1 protein-coding gene is annotated in these 2,224 nt (G+C 41.7%); it reads right to left on the reverse strand.

The annotated features are described in order from the left end of the window. Positions 1-363 precede the first annotated feature (363 nt). Positions 364-1,857 carry a DUF4041 domain-containing protein gene (locus AB4238_RS19045; protein ID WP_372034857.1) on the reverse strand — a complete coding sequence of 498 codons (1,494 nt, stop codon included), beginning with the start codon at positions 1,855-1,857 and terminating at the stop codon, positions 364-366. Positions 1,858-2,224 lie beyond the last annotated feature (367 nt).

Here is a 2,224-nt window from a genome sequence, read left to right on the forward strand (position 1 = left end):
AGACAGCCATAGTTAATGGCATCGAGCGCGACCTCTTACTATGCTTGATTTGTGATTAATAATGGCTGGCAATTGATTCGCGGGGTATCTAACGATACCTTTGTGGAGGCTTGAGCCTAGTGCAGTGAAAGTTGCACGCTGGGTTCTTAGGAGGGCGGCACTTGGTAACAAGTGTCGTCTATCCGACAAAAATGCGTTAGTTGAGATCAAGCTGGCACGTCTCTGGTCAGAACTGTAATAACTTAATTAGCTAGCAGGAAGATGGGAAATCAATCTGGGCATAAAAAATCTAGCCCAGATTATATCTGACAGGCACCGAGTCAAAGATGGGTAACTGTCAGATCAGCTCTGAATTTGTACACTTTAAATGCTTTCAGCAAATTCAGGTTGCTCTGTCTTAGTTAAACCGGTGATAGCACCAAGCTCGATTGCTTCTTTCAACTCAGCTTGCTTGCGCATTGCTTTAGTTTCATTGAAGTCCTGTGCTACAGCAGTTTCGATGAACTCAGCAGCATCATCAATATCGAAGTTTTTAACAGCTTTCTTGATGTCAGATAGATCCACTTGGAAAAACTCTTTACGCCTATTCACCATGTTCAGACGATCATTATCGAACACGCGATGCAACTCTTTCTCAAGAGAAGGTGCGTCAGTGGTGTGAATCATGGCATGAACATCAAAACTGAATGGTACTGAAGCGTCACCCAACTCCTTGACCCGATCCATTGGTTCGAGTCGGCGAGTCATACCAATCTTATAAACGTTTTCTCCAAACGAGCCAATATTACTAATAACATAAACGTGACCTTGCTTGGTTTGCTCTGCCATACTCTGTGCACGTTGATGCTTTTGCTCTGCGGCTTCAAGATTAGACTGTAGCTGTGCGATCTGTTCTTCCAGTTTACTACGGGCTTCGTCATTCGCTGACTCAAGCTGTTTTCTCGCGGTCACAAGGGCTTTAGAAAAGCGTGCTTCTTCTTTGATGGCCTCTTGTTCCGCTTTCTTAATCTCAGCTTCAATCTTCGCTTCTTCACGCATTTGAGCCTTAATTTCAGCCTGTTCTTCTTTCTCTGTTTGTTTCTTCTCTTTGTGCTCGTGAGTCAGGCGAAGTTCCTCAATTTTCAATTGCAAATACTTATTTGAAATGACAATCGTGTTGGACTCATTCAGCTTATTAATTGCTTCAAAGGCTTTATTAATTCGCGCTTCCATCTTGACGACATTTTTCCATGTACAGTTGGCGATGGCTGCTTCACATTCGTTGTTGAATGCGCGAGCTGTGAGCCTAATGCCTCGGTCAGTCATCTTCTTACCTTCGACTTTTGAGTTACCTACCGTCCACTCAGTTGTGCAGTAAATCGCTCCAGAGGTATCCTTCACGCGAAGAAGGTCTTTTTGACGTTCTTTGCATTCGCGGATTTTCTCTTTAAATTGCTCCGCAGTGTCAAAGTCAAAGTGTGGTTCGTAGAAGCCTAGTTCTAGCAACTCAACGTCATCGTCATAAATGCCTATTTTATGGATGAGTGAATCATATATGCCTTTCTTTTCTTTGTAACTCGACTTGAGTTGCTCAATATCATTTGTGACCTCTAAAAAAACTGCATTAGCTTCGTCTTGGCGCAATTTAGATGCTTGCTCTCGAACCTCAATCTCTTTATCCACGTTGATGATGCCAGAATATTGCATCTCATAGTCAGCAAGTGCTTGAGAAGCCTTTTCGGTTTCCTGTTTGGAATCTTCCAGTTCTCGTTTTGTAGATTTCAGTCGAGCAATAACGATAAAAAGTACTAGAGCTAGTAGTGCAGAAATAACTAGAAATGGTAACGGGGGTAAATTTGCGAATGCTGATTGAGGCATTATCACTCCTGATTAAAAATCTCTGGTGTAGTTTATCAGAATAATTCGGAGATATTATGCCACTTTACGCGATTGTATTTTTTGATGTTTTTAGAATAAATAGAGGGCAATAGGATCGCATTTTACGTTTTGCCACACATTACTTTTAGTATGTCAAAATTAGCCAGCCGAGCTGGAACGTATTTAGAAGCGAAACAAGCTTTGGGGCATAAATGAGTCAGCCCCTAACCCGTTTCTGGATATTTCCGAGTTACGATTTACGAATTACGTCCCTAATTCAGATAACTTTTTCTATATCAGGAAAATACATAGACAGGAAAATACATAGACAGCCATAGTTAATGGAATCAATCGCGACCTCCTACTA

Source organism: Shewanella sp. 10N.286.45.A1, assembly GCF_041470405.1.
In the GTDB taxonomy this organism is placed as follows: domain Bacteria; phylum Pseudomonadota; class Gammaproteobacteria; order Enterobacterales; family Shewanellaceae; genus Shewanella.